The following is a 19,577-nucleotide window of genomic DNA, read 5'->3' on the forward strand; positions in this document are numbered from 1 at the left end:
CATTTTAATACTATTTTTGATTGGAAAATAAAGGTGCAATTTTAATCAAAAAATATGGAACAAAAAAGCTGCCTTAAAACAAAGATACGATTATCTTGTTTTTAGGCAGCTATAATATTAAGAATTCTTAGATTAAGAATGTTGCGCTTTAAAAGCTTTTAATTTTTCTGTTAACTGAGGTACAATCTCAAATGCATCACCAACAATTCCGTAATCCGCAACTTTAAAGAAAGGAGCTTCAGGGTCATTGTTGATTACAACTTTTACTTTTGAAGAGTTGATTCCCGCAATATGTTGGATGGCTCCAGAAATTCCTATCGCAATATATAAATTAGTTGCAACTGGTTTTCCTGTTTGCCCAACGTGTTCGCTGTGAGGTCTCCATCCTAAATCAGAAACTGGTTTAGAACATGCTGTTGCAGCACCTAAAACTTCGGCTAAATTTTCAACTAATCCCCAGTTTTCAGGACCTTTCAATCCACGTCCGCCAGAAACTACGATATCAGCATCAGCGATAGAAACTTTTCCAGTTACTTTCTCTACAGATTCCACTTTTACACCAAAATCATTATCTCCAATTGATGGGTTGAAATCTTCTGCAGCTGCAGCTCCTGCGCTTTCGAAAATCCCGTAAGAGTTTTTAGCCAAACCAAGAACTTTTACATCTGTATCGATTTGAGTGATATTGAAAGCTTTGTTAGAAAAAGCATTCCTTTTTACCTGAAAAGGTGAAGTGCTAATTGGCAATCCAACAACATTTGAAGCAAAACCAGCATTTAAAGCTACTGCAACTAATGATGAAAGATAGATACTATCTGTTGTAGAAGAAAGTAAAACTACTTTTGTTCCTTCTTTTTCAGCAGCTTGTTTGATTACATCGGCGTAAGCCTTAGCTGTAAAACCTGCTAATTTATCGTTGTTTACTTTTAAAACTTTATCAACTCCGTATTTGCCTAATTCGCTTACGTCGCTGATATTTACAGTCAAAGCTGTAACTGTTGTTCCTAATGATTCAGCTACTTTTTTAGCGTAAGAAGCTAATTCGAAAGCAACTTTTTTAAATTTTCCTTCTGCAGATTCTGCATATATTAATATAGACATAACAATTTTAGATTTTAGATTTTAGATTTCAGATTTTTAAAATTGAAATTTAAAAAGATTATTGATTTTAGATTTTGAAGTGAATCAAATGCTGGTTTAGATTAAGTTTTGCGGTCTGCAATCTAAAATCTAAACTCCACAATCTTAAATCACTTTAGCCTCGTTGTGTAATAAATTGATTAACTCGTCTAAATTATCTGCAGAAACTAATTTTACTGCTGATTTTGGAGCTGGTTTTTCAAATTTCACCGCTTTTGTATTAACAGGAGCATCAACTGGCTCAAGAATAGTTAAAGCTTTAGTTCTTGCTGTCATGATTCCTCTCATGTTCGGGATACGTAAATCTTTTTCTTCAACAAGACCTTTTTGCCCACCAATAATTAATGGTAAAGTTGTACTTACAGTTTCTTTTCCGCCGTCAATTTCACGAACTGCTTTTACATTATTTCCATCAACAGTTAAAGCTGTACAGGAATTTAAGAAGTTAGAGCCTAAAATTCCAGCAATCATTCCAGGAACCATTCCACCGTTGTAATCTAAAGATTCTTTTCCGGCAATTACAAGGTCATAACCGCCATTTTTAATTACTTCAGCTAATTGTTTTGCAACAAAAAAACCGTCAGTTGGATTGGCATTTACACGAATCGCTTCGTTTGCGCCAATTGCTAATGCTTTACGTAAAGTTGGTTCAGTATCTGGTCCTCCAACATTGACAACAGTTACAGTTGCTCCTTGTTGTTCTTGGAACCAAATTGCACGGGTTAAACCAAATTCGTCATTTGGGTTTATTACATATTGTACACCATTGGTATCAAATTCTGAATCGCCATTGGAGAAGTTAATTTTTGAAGTAGTATCAGGCACGTGGCTGATGCAAACCAATATTTTCATAAGTATATATTTTGAATTTGTAATATGCTTTGACAAATTTAGAAATTAAAATTGGAATAATATACTATGCACGCATAATATTTTTTAAAAACTATTACGTTTTCGAAGATTCTGAAATTTGAAGCCTATTTTTGGGTTTTTCAAAAATGAAAATTCAGCTATTTTGTCTGATTCTTAGGAATTTCGTAATCGAGTAAGTTGGAGTAACTGTTAAATTTAGGGGTTATTTATACTAGATTTTGATTTGTTTCGTTCTATAGACGGAATTTGTAGAAGTCAGAATTACACAAATAGAATAATATTTGTATAAAAAGTGTTTTTGATGATAGAATAATAACAATTATATCGATTTCGTTACTATCGAAACATGTTTTAAAAAGTTAAAAGCAGAAGAGGAGTAGAAAGTTCCTGTGATTTTAAATTTAATTTATGCTTTTAAGTGATTTAAAATATTTATTTTTGCTCTTCAGAAAATTCAACATACAATATAAATATGAGAACAATACAATTTAGAGAGGCCATTTGTGAAGCGATGAGCGAAGAAATGCGTCACGATGAATCCATATATTTAATGGGCGAAGAAGTTGCAGAATACAATGGAGCATATAAAGCTTCAAAAGGAATGCTTGCTGAGTTTGGTGAAAAAAGGGTAATCGATACTCCAATTGCTGAGCTTGGTTTTACTGGAATTGCAGTAGGTTCTGCAATGAATGGTAACAGACCGATTGTAGAATATATGACATTCAACTTCTGTTTAGTTGGTATTGATCAAATTATAAATAATGCTGCTAAAATGCGTCAAATGACTGGAGGACAATTTAATGTGCCAATCGTTTTCCGCGGACCAACTGCTTCTGCAGGTCAATTAGGAGCTACTCACTCTCAGGCTTTAGAAAACTGGTTTGCAAATACGCCAGGTCTTAAAGTTGTTGTTCCTTCAACTCCTTATGATGCAAAAGGACTTTTGAAATCTGCAATTCGCGATAATGATCCTGTAATTTTTATGGAATCTGAGCAAATGTATGGTGATAAAGGAGAAGTGCCAGACGGAGAATACACAATTCCATTGGGAGTTGCTGATATCAAACGTGAAGGAAAAGATGTAACGATTGTTTCTTTTGGAAAAATCATTAAAGAAGCTTTTATTGCTGCTGATGAATTAGCTAAAGAAGGAATTTCTTGTGAGATTATCGATTTAAGAACAGTTCGTCCAATGGATAAAGATGCTATTCTTACTTCTGTTAAAAAAACAAATCGTCTAGTAATTCTTGAAGAAGCTTGGCCATTTGCAAGTGTTTCTTCTGAAATTACTTATATAGTTCAGGAACAGGCATTCGATTTTCTTGATGCGCCAATTCAGCGTATCACAACTGCTGATACTCCTGCGCCTTACTCTCCTGTATTGCTTAAAGACTGGTTGCCAAACGCTGGTGATGTAGTAAAAGCAGTAAAGAAAGTAATGTACAAATAAAAAAATAAACAATACTTATAAAACTTCATCAGTCATATTAATTGATGAAGTTTTTTTTTGCCAAATGATAAAAAGAATAATTTTACTCAGCCTATTTTTTGTATTCGCCTTTGTGAATCTTGGAACTGCACAAACAAAAGTGAGTGGAATTGTTTTGGATAAATCAAATCAGCCAATTCCTTTTGCAAATATTGTGTTCAAAGGTTCTAATACCGGAATTGTTTCTAATGAAGACGGACGTTTTTATCTAGAATCAGCAAATACTTATACAACATTAATTGTTAGTTCTGCTGGATTTTCAGATAAGGAAGTTCCTTTGGAAAAAGCAGTTAATTATAATTTTAAAATTGTTTTAGGCGAGGCCGAAGCACTTAATGAAGTTGTGATTTATACCGGGAAAACTTCTAAAAAGAATAATCCTGCATTAGATATTTTGAGAAAAATTTGGGAGAGAAAACGTAAAAACGGACTTTACCAGTTTAATCAATATCAAATGCAAAAGTACGAAAAAGTCGAGTTTGATATGAACACGATTGACAGTGCTTTGATGAAAAACAAACTTTTTAAAGGAATGGAGTTTGTGTTCGAACATGTTGATACTTCTGATGTTACTGGAAAAACGTATTTACCAATTTTTATCAACGAATCGGTATATGATGTTTATGGCGACAATAAATTAAAGAAAGTAAAAGAAAATCTGACTGGAAATAAAATGTCTGGTTTCAACGGAAATCAGCAAATTTTATCTTTCGTAAAAGACCTTTATTCAGATTATAATATTTACGACAATCACCTTAAGTTTTTTGATAAAAGTTTTACGAGTCCGCTTTCAAAAACCGGAATTGATGTCTATAATTATGTATTGAAAGACAGTGCTTATATCGATAAAAAATGGTGTTATAATATTGTTTTTTATCCGAGAAGAAAAAATGAATTGACTTTTAAAGGTGATTTTTGGGTAAATGATTCCACTTTTGCCATCAAGAAAATTAATATGGGCGTTACCAAAAGTGCCAATATTAACTGGGTAAAAGATATTTATATTGAGCAGGAATTTGAAGTAGAAAATGATTCGGTTTTCCTTTTGACGCGTGATTATATGATGTCTGATTTTGCTTTGAATAAGAAAGAAAAATCAAAAGGAGTTTATGGAAAACGAACGACTTTATATCGAAATCATAAATTCAATATTCAAAAACCAGAGAAGTTTTATAAAGAAGAAGTCAATTTTATAGACAATGCCGTTTATGATCGACCGCCCGAATTTTGGGATGAAAATCGTTTTGAAAAGTTAAATAAAGACGAAGCCGGAATTTATAAAATGTTGGATACACTGCAGACGGTCAAGCGATTTAAGCAGTTGTACAGTCTCGTCTCGATACTAGGAAGCGGTTACGTCGAGTTTAAAAATTTCGATTATGGACCTATATTTTCAACTTTTGGTTATAATGAAGTCGAAGGCTTGAGGGTAAGAGTTGGTGGAAGAACTTATTTTGGGCCAAATGATCCATGGCGTATACAGGCTTATACGGCTTATGGTTTTGACGATAATAAATTTAAATATGGCGTTTCTGGAAAATGGATGGTCGATAAGAAAAAAAGAATCATTATTTCTGGAGGGAACAGGCGTGATATTGAGCAAATTGGTGCCAGCTTAACTACAACAAATGATATTTTAGGGCGAAGTTTTGCGTCTTCTGCTTTGTTTACAACGGGAAGCAACGGAAAATTGACTAATATTAATTTGAGCAATATTTCTTTTGAAATTGAGCCCAAAAAGAATTTTATTGTTCAGACTGGATTTTCATATAGAACTTTAGAATCGGCATCAAAAATATTTAGTTTAGATTATTACACGACTTTGCCGACGCCTGAAAATCCTGCGGGTATTGTTGAAAGTAAAGTTAGGCAGTCTGAAGCCAATATTCAGTTTGAATATATGCCAAACCGCAAAACGATTGGTTATGGGGTTGAAAGAGATTTAGTTGACAGTCCATTTAGCCATTTCTTTGTGAATTTCAGCTATGGTTTAAAAGGTGTTTTTGAGAGTGATTTTGCTTACGAAAAAATACAGGTTTATTACAAACAACCTATCATTATTGGTCCTTTAGGAAGGTCAAATATTATTCTTGAAACGGGTAAAACATTTGGTACAATTCCGTTAGGATTAATGAGTGTTGTTCCAGGAAACCAGACGTATTGGACTATTGAAAATACATTCAGTAACTTGAATTTCTACGAATTCATTACCGATCAATATACAACGCTGCAGTGGAACCATGATTTTGGAGGAAGATTATTTGCCAGAGTTCCATTTATGCGAAAATTAAACTGGAGAGAATTTGTAGGTATAAAAGCGGTTCACGGAACGATTTCAAATGCTAATAGAGAAATAAATGCTTCAGGTCAGCCGTATAATGCGCCCGAAAATGTGTATTGGGAATATAACGCTGGAATTGGAAATATCTTCAAAGTTTTCCGCATCGATTTTTCATGGAGAGGAAGTTATTTAAACATGCCAGATGCTAATAAATTTGCAGTAAAAGGATCTTTCGGGTTCTATTTTTAAAGTTGCAAAGGTTCAAAGTTACAAAGTCGCAAAGGTTTAATTCTTTGCGACTTTTTTTGTGGCTTAATTTTTTTCTCTTGCAGATTTTGCAGATCGTGGAGATTTAAATTTTATCAGCTTTATCTGCAATCCCGATAGATATCGGGAGCGGGAATAAAAACTTTGCGGCTTAGCGACTTTGCAAGATTCTTTTTTATTTAATTTTGAAATAGACTTAAAAGCCAAAATAATGCAAGAAGCCATCGATTTTCTAACCAATAAAAATCCGATATTTCAGGAAATAATCGAAAAATATGGATTGCCTCCAATTCCGAAACGACCTCAGGGTTTTGAGACTTTGGTATTGCTGATATTGGAACAGCAGGTTTCTATCGATTCGGCGAAAGCCACATTCTTAAAAATAAAAGCATTTACAGTTTGCACTCCTGAAACAATGGCAGTTTTATCGGACGAAGAATTTAGAAGTCTTGGCGTAAGCCGTCAGAAAACCAAATATATTAAAATTTTGGCAGAAGCAGTTTTAAATAAAGAATTGGATATTGAAAGTCTGCCTTCGAAATCAGCAAAAGAAGTTCGAGAAGAGCTTATCAAATTAAAAGGAATCGGGAATTGGACAATTGATATTTATTTAATGTTTTGTCTTCAGGAACCCGATTTGATCCCGCTTGGCGATATTGCAGTGATAAATACAATTAAAGAATTACTGAATATTCACGACAAACAAGAAATGGAAATTCATGCCGAACAATGGAGTCCGTATCGATCTTATGCAACCTATTTGCTTTGGCATTATTACTTAAAAAAGCGAAATCGAACAATTACATATTAAATGCTTGTTTTTTAATAGATAATGCCGATAATTTAACCTGTTTTTTTATTGTAAAAATAGAATGTTTGGTTACTTTTGCAACCGAAATTATAAGATATAATAAAAAACGAAAATGACCGCAGACAAACTAACGACTTTCGATGTATTAATCGAAATACCAAGAGGAAGCAGAAATAAATACGAGTACGATTTTGAAATCAAAAGAATGCGTTTCGATAGAATGTTATTCTCTTCAATGATGTACCCAGCTGATTATGGATTTATTCCAGAAACTTTAGCACTTGACGGAGATCCTCTTGATGTATTGGTTTTAGTAAACGAACCAACTTTCCCTGGATGTGTAATGGAAGTTAAGCCAATTGGTGTTTTCCACATGGCAGATGATAAAGGACCAGACGAAAAAATTATTTGTGTACCAGTTTCAGATCCAATCTGGAATTCATTAAATGATCTTTCAGATATTAACCCACACTTAGTAAAAGAAATCGAACACTTTTTCCAAGTATACAAAGATCTTGAAAACAAAAAAGTAGATGTTGAAGGATGGGGAGACGTAAACGAAGCGTACGCAATTATTGCTGAATGCACGAAGCGTTTTGATGACATTGAAAATAAACCAGCAGGATTATTTAGCATTAAATAATTTTAGCATTCATATTTTATAAAAAAAGCAATACTCCGTTAGGAGTATTGCTTTTTTGTTTAAATTCGTTTTAGTTAGATTGTTGACTATTAACCAAAACCATTAAAATATTATGAATGCATTTATGATTTACCTGCCAATAGTTATGGCAGTTTTAGGATTACTTTTCATGGGAATAAAAAGGACTTGGGTTTTAAAACAAGATGCCGGAGACGGTAAGATGAAAGAGATTTCAGATTATATCTACGAAGGAGCCTTAGCCTTCCTAAAAGCAGAATATAAACTATTAACCATCTTTGTAATTGTTGCAAGTTTAGCTTTAGCAGGAATTACTTTTATTCCAGGAGTAAAAACACATTTATTTATAGTAATTGCATTTATTTTTGGAGCATTATTTTCAGCTTATGCAGGAAATATCGGAATGAAAATTGCGACCAAAACAAACGTTAGAACAACACAGGCAGCGCGCACAAGTTTGCCTCAGGCTTTGAAAGTTTCTTTTGGTGGAGGAACAGTAATGGGGCTGGGTGTTGCAGGATTAGCAGTTTTAGGCTTAACAGCCTTCTTTATAATTTTCTTTAATTTATTATCTGGTGGAGTTTGGAAAGATACTGAGACAATGACTGTTGTTTTAGAAACTTTAGCTGGGTTTTCATTGGGAGCAGAATCAATTGCGCTTTTCGCGAGAGTTGGAGGTGGAATTTACACTAAAGCAGCTGACGTTGGTGCCGATTTAGTTGGTAAAGTTGAAGCTGGAATTCCAGAAGACGATCCTCGTAATCCAGCAACAATTGCTGATAACGTTGGGGATAATGTAGGCGATGTTGCTGGTATGGGAGCTGATTTGTTCGGGTCTTATGTTGCAACAGTTTTGGCTGCAATGGTATTAGGGAATTATGTTATCAAAGATATGGGCGGAAGTATTAATGATGCTTTTGGAGGAATTGGCCCAATTTTGCTTCCAATGTCAATTGCTGGTTTCGGAATTTTGTTTTCGATTATCGGAACAATGTTAGTAAAAATTTCAGATGATAATGCTAAAGAAGCTCAAGTTCAAAAAGCATTAAATATAGGAAACTGGGTTTCGATTGGATTAACTGCGATTGCTTGTTATTTCTTGGTTCAGCATATGCTTCCAGAAACAATGCAGATGACTTTTTTTGGAGAAGGTTCTAAAGCGATTTCTTCAATGCGTGTTTTCTATGCTACTTTAGTCGGATTAGTTGTTGGTGGCGCAATTTCATCAGTAACCGAATATTACACAGGATTAGGAACAAAACCAGTTATGGCAATTGTTCAAAAATCATCAACAGGAGCGGGAACAAATGTGATTGCTGGTTTAGCAACCGGAATGATTTCTACTTTTCCAACAGTTTTATTATTTGCAGGCGCAATCTGGATCTCGTATGCTTTAGCAGGATTTTATGGAGTTGCATTAGCGGCTTCAGCAATGATGGCTACAACGGCAATGCAATTAGCAATTGATGCTTTTGGACCAATTTCTGATAATGCAGGAGGAATTGCTGAAATGAGTGAATTGCCAAAAGAAGTTCGTACCAGAACTGATATTTTAGACTCAGTTGGAAACACAACCGCAGCAACCGGAAAAGGATTTGCAATTGCATCTGCAGCTTTGACTTCACTAGCATTATTTGCTGCATACGTAACTTTTACAGGAATTGATGGAATTAATATCTTCAAAGCACCAGTTTTAGCAATGTTATTTGTCGGTGGAATGATTCCTGTGGTTTTCTCAGCATTAGCGATGAATTCTGTTGGAAAAGCGGCAATGGACATGGTTTATGAAGTACGTCGTCAATTCAAGGAAATTCCAGGAATTATGGAAGGAACCGGAAAACCAGAATATGGAAAATGTGTTGAAATTTCTACAAAAGCTGCTTTGCGTGAAATGATGCTTCCAGGAATTTTAACGATTGGATTTCCAATCGCAATTGTACTTTTAGGAAAATTAGTTTACGCTGACAATAATCAATTAATAGCAGAAATGTTAGGTGGATATATGGCTGGAGTAACAGTTTCTGGAGTTCTTTGGGCAGTTTTCCAAAACAATGCCGGAGGTGCTTGGGACAATGCTAAAAAATCTTTTGAAGCTGGAGTTATGATCAACGGCGAAATGACGTATAAAGGTTCTGATGCGCATAAAGCAGCCGTAACCGGAGATACAGTTGGAGATCCGTTTAAAGATACTTCTGGGCCATCAATGAATATTTTGATTAAATTGACTTGTTTGATTGGATTAGTTGTTGCGCCAATTTTAGGTGAAGGACATTCTTCTCAAACAGTTATTCCGCATTGTGGATTGCCTCCTAAAGAAATGAAGTGTTGCATGAAAACTGAAATGCACGCAGGAGGAGTTTCTAAATGTGGTGATTTATCAACAATGACTAAAGAAGAATACGCTAAAATGTGTAAAGAAAAAGGCTGTACAGCAGAAGAAACTGCAAAATGCTTAGCGCATTATGACGCAAACGGAAAATTTGTTCACCAAAAAACAGATTGTTTTGACACTAGTAAATATGATAAAAAATCTGTTCGTGTTGAACTGAAAAATATAAACGGAAAAACTACCGGAACCGTAACTAAAACAGAAAACGGCAAGACTACAACTGAAGTTTATGAAGGAACGGAAGCTGAAGTAAAAGCTAAGATTGACGCTGTAAAATAAAACTAAGATTTTTACCCTAACAGGTTTCGGAAAGCTGTTAGGATATCAAAAGAAAATGCCTCTAATAATTTTTTAGAGGCATTTTGTATTTCGTTTAAATTATGAAATCTGTGTTTTAAAACAATCCGTTTAATTCGGCATCAATTCTATTAATAATGTTTCCTAAATCTTCAGGATTGTCAACAAAATTAATATTGTCAACGTCAATAATTAATAGTTTTCCTTTAGTATATGTCTGGATCCAGGCTTCGTATCTTTCGTTTAGTCGGCTTAAATAATCGATTGAAATTGAGTTTTCGTATTCACGTCCCCGTTTGTGAATTTGCCCAACAAGATTTGGAATAGAACTTCTTAAATAAATCAATAAATCTGGAGCTTTTACTAAAGATTCCATCAATTCAAATAAAGAAGTATAGTTTTCAAAATCACGGCTTGTCATTAAACCCATTGAGTATAAATTGGGAGCAAAAATATAAGCATCTTCATAAATCGTTCTATCCTGAATGATTTTTTTGCCGCTTTCGCGAATTTGCTGCACCTGGCGGAAACGGCTATTTAAGAAATAGATTTGTAAATTAAATGACCAGCGTTCCATCTGGTGATAAAAATCGTCTAAATACGGATTATCAACCACATCTTCATAATGAGGTTCCCATTTAAAGTGTTTGGCTAATAATTTGGTCAAGGTTGTTTTTCCTGCGCCTATATTTCCTGCTATTGCTATGTGCATTACGGTGTTACGATTTTATAATTTACAATTTCTTTAGCTGTAAAAATAGATAAAATTTGGTCTTTGTAATAGAAATTGTCAAACGATTTTTCTAAAATTTCAATTTCAGAAATTATAGCCGTTTTCTCCTTGTTAATGTCTCTTAAATACAACCGGTTACCTTTGCTGAAAATGTACTTTTGAGCATCAATTATTTCGATTTTATCAAAATCTGCAACATTCCCAAGACTTGTAATTTTTCCGAAAATATCACAGGAAAACCAATTGTTTTTTTTATCGATCCAATAAAAAGTATTGAAATCCGTCTGATAATGTTTTATAGATTCTGTTAAGGGAATCGAAACCGTTTTGTACTCATTTTTTAAATAATCAAGCAACCCGATTTGCTGATTAAGGGCATTGTAAATCCATAATCGATTCTGAGTTGACATTCCGATGGCGTTCACCACAATTGGAGTTGTATTTAATGAAAAATTGATTTCGGTAATTTTGTTCAGCTGATTGTCAAGCAAGACAACAGTATTGAAATCTTCGTAATACAAAACTATTTTCAGTGGATTTTGCAAGTCAGTTTTTGTGATTCTTCCTAAAGAGACATTTTTGTATTCAAAAACCTCACTTCCTTTAAATTTACTGAAAACATTATTGCTGATCTGATAATTAAATCCAAATGAATCTTGACCTAAATATTCATCAGCAGTATTGCTTAAATGAGAAATTTGGACTGTATTTATTTTTGAATTTTGTGCCGAAAGAAGAGTCGGGAAAGCAGCAATTAAAAAGAAAAATAAAATATTTATTGCTGTTTTACTCATGATTTTTTGGGTTTCGGTCGTGCCAAATTACAAAAAACCTCACGATAAAAGTTTAAAAAGAAGAGATTTTGATGATTTTACCATTTAAACCTTTTGCAATCGTAATAGTCTAAAAAATAGCATATTCTGTCTATGTCTTCAAAGCATTGATATATTATATTTTTGGTATTTTAAAAATAATAATACATTTGAGTGTAAATTTTATACGATTTACGCAATTTAAAATAAAATGAAAATGAAAAAAGTGATTTTTTATATGTCTTTAATGCTTGTGTTTACTCAAATGCAGGCGCAAAAAGATTTTCAGGGAATGGCCGTTTATGAGTCAAAAACGCAGGCTCCAAAAATGGATGGAATGCGTGCCAATAGAGATATTACGCCCGAAATGCAAAAAAACATGGAAGAGCGAATGAAAAAAATGCTTGAAAAGACTTTTGTTTTAAATTTTGATAAATCGGCTTCTATATATAAAGAAGAAGAAAAACTAGAAACTCCTGGACAACAAGGAGGAGGAATGCGTATTATGATGAATTCCTTCATGGGAGGCGGAGGTACTTTTTATAAAAATGTAAAAAGCAAATCGTATACGGTTGACAAAGAGTTTATGGGGAAAGAATTTCTAGTGGTCGATTCTTTGCCAAAATTAAATTGGAAAATGGAATCTGAAACCAAAATAATTGGTGGTTATACTTGTTACAAAGCAACAGCGGTAAAAGAAGCAAGCAAAACTGATTTTAGAAATTTCAGGCCAAAAAATGCTGATGATAAAAAACCGGAAGAGAAAAAAGAGGATGCAAAGAAAACTTCGGGTGAAACTAAAACGAACTTTCAGGATAACTTCGAAATCCCTAAAGAAATTATTATAACAGCTTGGTATTCTCCAGAAATTCCAATTAATCAAGGTCCAGAAAATTATTGGGGTCTTCCGGGTTTAATTTTAGAGGTAAATGACGGAAGAACAACTATTTTATGTTCGAAAATTGTCTTGAATGCCAAAGACAAAGTCGAAATAAAAGCGCCTACAAAAGGAAAAACAATCTCTCAGAAAGATTACGATGAAACTGTAATCAAAAAAATGGAAGAGTTTAGAGAAATGAACCGCGGTCGTGAAGGTGGTCCTGGCGGTGGTCCTGTATTGATCAGACGATAATTGTAAGCACATCATCTTTTAGATTTTCTCCATGAAAAATATACTTTTTTTTGTCATTTTTTTAATGACCTCGATATCTTTTGCGCAAAGTGTCCGTTTTGATGGCGTTATTCAGGACGAACAAAAAAATCCGTTGGAAATGGCTAATATTATGGCTGTAAACAACGGAACCAAAGCAATGGATTCTTATGGTATCACAAATGATAAAGGGAAATTTCAGCTGACTTTGAAGCCAAATACTTCTTACACCGTTAAAATAAGTTATCTGGGAATGAAATCTAAAGAAATGGCGATTTCGACCAATACAGAAAATATTGTTCAGAATATCGTTATGGACGGCGCCGGAATAGAACTTGAAGGTGTTGAAATTGTTCGTGAAATGCCGGTTTCTATAAAAGGCGACACAATTGTTTATAATGCTGATTCTTTTAAATCTGGGACAGAAAAAAAGTTGGAAGATGTTTTGAAAAAATTGCCCGGCGTTGAGGTAAATGCCGATGGAGAAATCGAAGTTGAAGGGAAAAAAGTCAGCAAATTGATGGTGGAAGGAAAAGATTTTTTTGACGGAGACACTAAACTTGGCGTAAAAAACATTCCGGCCGATGCTATTGATAAAGTTCAGGTTCTGAGAAACTATAATGAAGTTAGCCAATTAAAGGGTCTAGAAAACGATCAGGATAATGTGGCCATGAACATTAAACTGAAATCGGGCAAAAAGAATTTTTGGTTTGGGGATGTTACTGCTGGTGTAGGAGTTGCCGAGCTAGACAGCCGCTATATTATTAATCCGAAATTATTTTATTACAGTCCAAAATACAGTATCAATTTAATTACCAATTTTAATAACATTGGCGAATTACCGCTGACGGCACAGGATTATTTCAAGTTTACAGGTGGCTTCAAAAATATGATGAAAAAGGGTGGAAGTAATTTTAATGTTTCGTCAAATGATTTAGGAATTTCGGTTTTAAGAAACAATCGTGCTAAGGAAATTGAAACTAAATTCGGCGCAACGAATTTCTCTTACAATCCCACAAAAGCTTGGAATATTAGCGGTTTCGGAATTCTTTCGGTTTCAAAAACAGATTTAGAAACCAAATCACAAACAACAATTTTAGATTCTGGAGATCAGCAGAAACGTGATGAAATGACGCATCAAAAAAATAACTTGGGACTTTTTAAATTGAGTTCGAGTTACAAACCAAGTGATAAATTTCAGTTCGATTACGACATCTTAACCAAGTTGTCAAAACAAAATGAAGATACCGATTTGCTTCGAGAATCGGTGGTGAATAATGTTTCGGCAGTTGAAACTATCTTGACTCAAAAGAAACAAGATCCAACTTCAGTAAATCAGAATTTGAGCTTGTATTATACACAAAGTGACAAAAACATTTTTGCTTTTGAAGCACAACATTTGTATCAGGACGAAAATCCGTTTTATAATGCCAACCTGCGTTCGCAACCTTTTGATTTGGCCGGATATATTTCAGGACAAAACCGAAATGATTTGAATCAGGATCGTTTTGTAAAAACAAATAAATTAGATGCAAAACTGGATTACTATTATATGGTAACGCCAAAAAGCAATTTCAATGTTACTTTAGGAAATACGTATTCCTACCAAAATTTTAATTCGCATATTTTTCAGATGCTCGATAATGGCAATAAAAATGACTTAAATGCCGCAGAAAACAATAATGATGTTGATTATAGATTTAATGATACTTTTATTGGATTTCATTATAAGATCCTGACAGGAAAATTTACGTTGACACCAGGAGTAAGTTTGCATACCTATAAAATGACAAACGGGCAACTGGGAACAGATTATTCTCAAAGTTTTACCAAAGTACTTCCTGATTTCTTTGCTTTATATCAAATCAAAAAATCGGAAACGTTGACGTACAACTTCTCTTTGTCAAATGATTTTACAGATATAAATCAATTGGCGGCAGGTTATGTTTTGTCTGATTACAGCAGTTTGTTCAGAGGAAACCGTTTCTTGGAAAATGCAACTTCGCAAGTACATTCGCTTCGTTATTTTAAATACAATATGTTCAATTTTGAAAATATTTTTGCCAATGCAACATACACTAAAAAAGTAGATGCCATTAAAACGAAAGCTAATTTTGATGGAATCAACCAATCATCAGTTCCTTACAATTCTAATTTAGCCGATGAGACTTTAAGCGGAATGGGAAGTTACGGACGTTCTTTCTTGAAAAATTATAAAGCATCAGCAACAGTAAGTCTGAATTGGTCGAAATTCAATAATATTCAGAATAATGTTTTGGCAACAACAGAAAGTTTTGTCCAGAGTTATACTGTAAAAGCAGCGACAAATTATAAAAACTTACCAAATTTAGAACTTGGATATAATGCCTTAATTAATCAATACAGCGGTTCGACTTATTATACAGACAAACCTTTTGCAAGATTAGATTATTATTTCTGGAACAGTTTTTCATTTGTTTCGGAATATGAATTCTACCATTATTATAATGGAAACAAAACGGTAGATAATGAATATGATTTTTTAAGCGCCAGTTTGGTTTACCAAAAAAAGGACAGCAAATGGGAATATAAAATTTCGGCGACGAACATATTAAATACAACTTATTTGAATGATGACAGTTTTTCGCAGTTTTCTACACGAGTTTCACAATACACTGTCCAGCCTCGTTACATCATCTTTTCAATGAAATACAATTTGTAGTATTTTAATTGCTAAATCATCAATTTAATGACTTGTTTCGATAATAATCGAATATCTTTGCTTGAAATTATTAACAGCAAAAAAAATAGTCATGCGCAAGTTTGTGTGGAGTGTATTACTCGTGATTACAGGAATTTCTTATTCATTTTGTCAAGTGAAAGGAATAGAAAAAGGAACTTATTTATCGACAAATAAAGGCGGAAAAATCAAACTGAATTTATTAGATGATAATAAATACGAGTTGGTTTTTTACACAGGTAATTATGAAATTAAAGGCGATTCTTTAATTTTTATTCAAAAAGAAAAATCAGAAAGTAATTTTAATCTTGCTTTTGCAACCGATAAAAAGGCAAAAAAAATTAAAATCAAGTTTCCAGACTCGTCTTACTATTCCTTTTATATTGGAACTCAAAATGGGACCGAAGATGTTGTTTATCAAAGATTATCGGACATCAAAACCAAGACAGACCCAAATTGGGAAAAAACAGATTTAGAGTTTGAAATTGAAAAAACAAATTACTTGTATTTGGTTTATGAGGATTATGATGGAAAAAGCAACATTTGTAAATATGCTTTGCCAAAAGATATTTCAGAAGTAGCGGTTACTTACGAGTTTGCGCCATTAGGTGATTTGAAAATTGGTGGTTTTTTCGATAGAAAAACAAATGAATTGAAAATTTCGGAGCCTGCCGGTAAAAATCCTTTAGTGTTTTTAAATGAAAAAGATCCACAACCTGCAAAGGAAAAAAAAGTAATACCTGTTGAAAGTCAAATAATTTCTAATTGGACTTATCCAGGCAAAGAAGTTGTTTTAGCTACTGAAGACTTTGGTTTTGAACCTATAGTTGTTGACAGTAGCGCCGCCGTAACAGATTATACAGTTGCACCTCCTGCACTTCCTGCGCAATATGATTTTAAATTAAAAATAGAGAATAATTTAAAAAATGCTTTGGCAGCAACAAAAGAAGCAAAACTCAAATTTTTAGTGTTTTATACGAATAGCAAAGATAAAGCTGTAAAAGAAAATTTTGCTGCCTTTGTAAAAGATCAGGAAACACAGACAGCTTATAATATGTATGATGCATATAATCCTGTATATGATGTTTACAATTATTATTTGGCTGGCGCTGATGATAAAAAGTGGCTCAAAAACAATAAGATAACAAATGATCCAAGCATATTGGTTTTAAATGGTGAGGGAGATATTTTGGCATCGGCAAAATCTGATTTATCAGACAAGAGTTATCAGTTTGGATATTATGGTGATTTATATAAAAAATTGCAGCGCGCGAATGCTTTTGTAAACATAAATAAGACATTCAAAAATAAAAAAGCGAAGGATGCAGATTTGATCAGAGCATTTAATAGGGCTGCGGTTTTGGAAATTTCATACGATTACGATTCGGATTATGGAACAGAAGTTGCCAATTCTACAGAATTTGTGCTGACTAAAATTTCATCAGATAAAAAAGAAGTTGCTCAAACTTGGAAAAACTTGATTGAATCGCACCAAAAAGATTCAAAACCAGATATGTATTTGGTTGAAACCATTTTAAGAGAAGTCAAAAATCAAGGTTTTACAAAGCAACTTTTTAATGAAGAACGAGTTTTGAATGATACTGACTTTCTTTCTATCGATTACCTTTTAAAGCATGCAGATAAAATTGAAGAGAATCGTTTAGGGTTTAATAATAAGGAAGGCGAAGTTCATAATTTAGGAAATGTAATTTCTGAAATTTCATCGGCATTGCAAGCTAATACTTATATTGCTCAGGAAAAATCTTCTTCAGATATAAATAAGGATAAGAATATTTCGGTTTATAAAAAGATCATTGCTTTAGGAAAAGGAAATTTTGAATCATACAGTAATTATTTCCAATATTTAAATAATGCAGAAGATGCAACCGATTCAAACATCGATTTCTTAAAAGAGTTCAGCACCTATTTTGATTCTAATTTAACGTCATCTAGTCCAATTGAAAAATTAGATGCAATGTTTTCGGCTTTAGATTCATCTTCGTCATATGCTTATGATGGATGGAATTCTTTTAAAGATTATCATTCAAATCTTTGTAATAATGCTGCATGGTCTGTAGTGCTGCAGCCACAAAATGCTAGTTTTTTAAAGGAAGCCATTAAATGGTCGGAATATAGTTTAGTTGTGACCAAGAATAATCCGTACTATTTAGATACTTTGGCACACTTGTATTACAAAGATGGTCAGAAACAAAAAGCGATTGAAACACAGACTTTGGCAGTTAAATATTTGAATACGGTTACGGAGCCTGAAACAGCAACTGATATTCAGGAAACTTTGACCAAAATGAAAAACGGAACATATTAAAATTTCATACTTGTGAAAAATGCAATGGCTGTCTGTATGGACGGCTATTGTTCTTTATTAATCATTGCTAATTGCTGTTTTTGATGTTAAAAAATCAAAGTTTTTGCCTTGAATTCATTAAGTTTGGATTATAAAATTAAAATGTATGAAAAACAAAATGATCCTTGGTTTCCTTGCCTCTGGAGCAATGACTTTTGCACAGGCAGTTAAAAAACCATTAGTTGCGGCAATAACTGATAAAGATCTTAGAACCGATATGTATCAAATGGCCGGCGACCACTTCAACGGTCGTGAAGCTGGAACGCTTGATGAATTAAAAGTGTCGATGTGGCTTGCCAATAAAGCTAAAGAAGCCGGAATGGCTCCAGCTGGAGACGACGGAACGTATTTTCAATTTTTTGATTTATACAGGCATCAGGTAACGCCAAATACAAAGTTTAAAATTGGCCAAAAAGAATATAAACTATGGAAGGATGTTTTGGTAGCAGAAACGACTAACATAAAAGTTGAAGGTTCTTTAGTTTATTTAGGAGCAGCAACAAAAGAAGAAATTGAAAAAGCCGATATTAAAGGAAAAGCAGTTGTTTTATTAGCTTCAAAAGAAGGAATTGCGGATGATATTTCGCTTTTTGACAGAAGATATCCTGGTTTAGTTCGAAATAAATACTACGATCTTGTTGTTAAAAAAGGTGCCGTGGCACTTATTATGGTTGCTGATGAACTAGCTGAACAGAGCTGGTCTCAGGTTGAACCACAAATGACAAGAGGAATTTACGGAATTGAAGGTTTCCGTGATAAAATTGGAGCAACAATGCCGGTTTTTTGGGTACACGGCGATCAATTAGAATATTTAAAGACTACTAAAGATGTTTTGTCCACTGAAGTGGTTTCTGAAACATACAAATATCCTTCAGTAAATGTTGTGGGTACAATTGCCGGAACAGATCCTAAATTGAAAAATGAATATGTGCTCTTCAGCGGACATCAAGATCATGATGGAGTGCGTCAAAAATACGGTCAGGATTCTATTTACAATGGAGCAGATGATAATGCAAGTACTTGTGTAGCGATGTTGGCAATTGCAAGAGCATATAAAAAACAACCAGGAAAAAGAACTGCTTTATTTGTTTTTCATGGTTCTGAAGAACGTGGTTTGTTAGGATCAAGATGGTATGCAGCGCATCCAACAGTTCTAGAGAAAGATATCGTAGCAGTTTTAAATGGTGATATGATTGGAAGAAACAATGTAAATCAAGCGGCTTTATTAGGTTCAAGTTCTCCTCACGAAAATTCATCTGATTTGGTAGCAATTGCGAAAAAAGCAAATGATGAAGGGCCAAAATTTGATTTAGATAAACTTTGGGACAGACCAGAACATCCAGAATATTTCTACTTCCGTTCCGATCATTTGCCTTACGCAAGAAAAGGTATTCCTGCGGTTTTCTTTACAAGTGTACTGCACAGTCAATATCACACGCCAATGGATGAATCTGAAAATATTGATTACGTAAAACTTCGCAAAATGACAGAATGGATGTACCGCACAGGCTGGATTTTGTCAAACGATGCAAATCGTCCAAAAACATTACCAGATGTAAAATTGGAAAGATAAAAGACAATTTGATAAAA

The 19,577-nt window shown here is 33.7% G+C and carries 13 protein-coding genes; 9 read left to right on the top strand and 4 right to left on the bottom strand.

Translation table 11 applies throughout. The features are described 5' to 3' along the window. Window positions 1-132: 132 nt before the first annotated feature. Both ACWA1B_RS04655 and ACWA1B_RS04660 read right to left on the bottom strand, forming a co-directional pair. Complete coding sequence (locus ACWA1B_RS04655) at window positions 133-1,101, bottom strand: electron transfer flavoprotein subunit alpha/FixB family protein (protein ID WP_456904670.1); 969 nt, start codon at window positions 1,099-1,101, stop codon at window positions 133-135. A gap of 144 nt (window positions 1,102-1,245) precedes the next feature. Further along, entirely contained in the window at window positions 1,246-1,992 is a 747-nt protein-coding gene (locus tag ACWA1B_RS04660; RefSeq protein ID WP_456904671.1) for an electron transfer flavoprotein subunit beta/FixA family protein, read from the bottom strand. A 493-nt stretch (window positions 1,993-2,485) separates the two neighbouring features. On the opposite strand from ACWA1B_RS04660, the gene ACWA1B_RS04665 reads away from it, so the two are divergent. From ACWA1B_RS04665 to ACWA1B_RS04685, 5 genes are all read left to right on the top strand, one after another. After that, complete coding sequence (locus ACWA1B_RS04665) at window positions 2,486-3,463, top strand: pyruvate dehydrogenase complex E1 component subunit beta (RefSeq protein ID WP_456904672.1); 978 nt, start codon at window positions 2,486-2,488, stop codon at window positions 3,461-3,463. A 64-nt stretch (window positions 3,464-3,527) separates the two neighbouring features. Continuing rightward, window positions 3,528-6,032, top strand: a complete 2,505-nt coding sequence (locus ACWA1B_RS04670) for a DUF5686 and carboxypeptidase-like regulatory domain-containing protein (RefSeq protein WP_456904673.1) — start codon at window positions 3,528-3,530, stop codon at window positions 6,030-6,032. Window positions 6,033-6,261: 229 nt separating this feature from the next. Then, window positions 6,262-6,861 carry a DNA-3-methyladenine glycosylase family protein gene (locus ACWA1B_RS04675; RefSeq protein WP_456904674.1) on the top strand — a complete coding sequence of 200 codons (600 nt, stop codon included), beginning with the start codon at window positions 6,262-6,264 and terminating at the stop codon, window positions 6,859-6,861. A 112-nt stretch (window positions 6,862-6,973) separates the two neighbouring features. Then, on the top strand, window positions 6,974-7,504 hold the full coding sequence (locus ACWA1B_RS04680) for an inorganic diphosphatase (RefSeq protein ID WP_057121406.1): 531 nt from the start codon (window positions 6,974-6,976) through the stop codon (window positions 7,502-7,504). Between the two features lie 112 nt (window positions 7,505-7,616). Then, window positions 7,617-10,190 carry a sodium-translocating pyrophosphatase gene (locus tag ACWA1B_RS04685; RefSeq protein ID WP_456904675.1) on the top strand — a complete coding sequence of 858 codons (2,574 nt, stop codon included), beginning with the start codon at window positions 7,617-7,619 and terminating at the stop codon, window positions 10,188-10,190. 115 nt (window positions 10,191-10,305) lie between these two features. On the opposite strand, the gene ACWA1B_RS04690 is transcribed toward ACWA1B_RS04685, so the two are convergent. Together ACWA1B_RS04690 and ACWA1B_RS04695 are read right to left on the bottom strand one after the other, a co-directional pair. Then, window positions 10,306-10,920, bottom strand: a complete 615-nt coding sequence (locus tag ACWA1B_RS04690) for a deoxynucleoside kinase (RefSeq protein ID WP_089052568.1) — start codon at window positions 10,918-10,920, stop codon at window positions 10,306-10,308. Beyond that, window positions 10,920-11,735: a hypothetical protein gene (locus ACWA1B_RS04695; protein WP_456904676.1), complete on the bottom strand. Its 816-nt coding sequence runs from the start codon at window positions 11,733-11,735 to the stop codon at window positions 10,920-10,922. Before ACWA1B_RS04695 ends, ACWA1B_RS04690 begins: the two co-directional genes overlap by 1 nt. A 235-nt stretch (window positions 11,736-11,970) precedes the next feature. Here ACWA1B_RS04695 and ACWA1B_RS04700 point away from each other — a divergent pair, with 235 nt between their 5' ends. From ACWA1B_RS04700 to ACWA1B_RS04715, 4 genes are all read left to right on the top strand, one after another. After that, a complete protein-coding gene (locus ACWA1B_RS04700; protein WP_456904677.1) occupies window positions 11,971-12,885 on the top strand; it encodes a GLPGLI family protein in 915 nt (304 codons plus the stop codon). Window positions 12,886-12,949: 64 nt separating this feature from the next. Next, window positions 12,950-15,604, top strand: coding sequence for a carboxypeptidase-like regulatory domain-containing protein (locus ACWA1B_RS04705; RefSeq protein ID WP_456904678.1), 2,655 nt, complete (start codon window positions 12,950-12,952; stop codon window positions 15,602-15,604). A 91-nt stretch (window positions 15,605-15,695) separates the two neighbouring features. Then, window positions 15,696-17,948, top strand: coding sequence for a hypothetical protein (locus ACWA1B_RS04710; RefSeq protein WP_456904679.1), 2,253 nt, complete (start codon window positions 15,696-15,698; stop codon window positions 17,946-17,948). 145 nt (window positions 17,949-18,093) lie between these two features. Continuing rightward, the gene (locus ACWA1B_RS04715; RefSeq protein ID WP_456904680.1) at window positions 18,094-19,560 is read left to right on the top strand and encodes a M28 family metallopeptidase; all 1,467 of its coding nucleotides are present in this window, start codon (window positions 18,094-18,096) and stop codon (window positions 19,558-19,560) included. Window positions 19,561-19,577: the final 17 nt, after the last annotated feature.

It is taken from the genome of Flavobacterium xizangense (assembly GCF_054075145.1).

Coding starts and splice junctions, on each gene's coding strand:
- ACWA1B_RS04655 (WP_456904670.1), bottom strand. CDS start 1,101: ATGTCTATATTAATATATGCAGAATCTGCAGAAGGAAAATTTAAAAAA.
- ACWA1B_RS04710 (WP_456904679.1), top strand. CDS start 15,696: ATGCGCAAGTTTGTGTGGAGTGTATTACTCGTGATTACAGGAATTTCT.
- ACWA1B_RS04690 (WP_089052568.1), bottom strand. CDS start 10,920: ATGCACATAGCAATAGCAGGAAATATAGGCGCAGGAAAAACAACCTTG.
- ACWA1B_RS04670 (WP_456904673.1), top strand. CDS start 3,528: ATGATAAAAAGAATAATTTTACTCAGCCTATTTTTTGTATTCGCCTTT.
- ACWA1B_RS04685 (WP_456904675.1), top strand. CDS start 7,617: ATGAATGCATTTATGATTTACCTGCCAATAGTTATGGCAGTTTTAGGA.
- ACWA1B_RS04665 (WP_456904672.1), top strand. CDS start 2,486: ATGAGAACAATACAATTTAGAGAGGCCATTTGTGAAGCGATGAGCGAA.
- ACWA1B_RS04715 (WP_456904680.1), top strand. CDS start 18,094: ATGAAAAACAAAATGATCCTTGGTTTCCTTGCCTCTGGAGCAATGACT.
- ACWA1B_RS04660 (WP_456904671.1), bottom strand. CDS start 1,992: ATGAAAATATTGGTTTGCATCAGCCACGTGCCTGATACTACTTCAAAA.
- ACWA1B_RS04695 (WP_456904676.1), bottom strand. CDS start 11,735: ATGAGTAAAACAGCAATAAATATTTTATTTTTCTTTTTAATTGCTGCT.
- ACWA1B_RS04700 (WP_456904677.1), top strand. CDS start 11,971: ATGAAAAAAGTGATTTTTTATATGTCTTTAATGCTTGTGTTTACTCAA.
- ACWA1B_RS04680 (WP_057121406.1), top strand. CDS start 6,974: ATGACCGCAGACAAACTAACGACTTTCGATGTATTAATCGAAATACCA.
- ACWA1B_RS04675 (WP_456904674.1), top strand. CDS start 6,262: ATGCAAGAAGCCATCGATTTTCTAACCAATAAAAATCCGATATTTCAG.
- ACWA1B_RS04705 (WP_456904678.1), top strand. CDS start 12,950: ATGACCTCGATATCTTTTGCGCAAAGTGTCCGTTTTGATGGCGTTATT.